Below are 388 nucleotides of genomic sequence, written 5' to 3' on the forward strand. Positions count from 1 at the left end.
ATCTTGGTCTTTGCATAAGGTTTACCCACTGTCGTATCTGATGCTGCTTCTTTTTCCAGTAGTTTGGTTTGTTTCGCTATGCCAACAAATGTTTTGTCTTCTTCAGGGGTTTTACTCGCTTCTGCTTGTGTTTGAGTAATATAACTTGGCAAGTCTTCACAGGTGAAACATTCAACATGTAAATGTGCACAAAATTTTTTATCGTTTAAATCTTCTGGCAAAATTTCTATATCAATGTACTTACCATCTTCATCGGTTTCTTTAGTAATACCTTTATTTTGGTTATGACCTATATGCCCCACCAAATCACCCGCTTTAATCCGATACATCAAAGCTCTTTAACAGGAATGCTAGCTTCTGCTTCTTTTAATATCAATACGATTTTGTA

General features: G+C 35.6%; 1 protein-coding gene. It reads right to left on the reverse strand.

Features of this window, described 5'->3' with window-relative positions; genetic code table 11:
- Positions 1–329, reverse strand: a 329-nt coding sequence (locus GQ589_RS11935) for a hypothetical protein (RefSeq protein WP_160426474.1), incomplete at its 3' end; no start/stop codon positions are given.
- Positions 330–388: the final 59 nt, after the last annotated feature.

Source organism: Gilliamella sp. Pas-s27, from assembly GCF_009795865.1.
In the GTDB taxonomy this organism is placed as follows: Bacteria; Pseudomonadota; Gammaproteobacteria; order Enterobacterales; family Orbaceae; genus Gilliamella.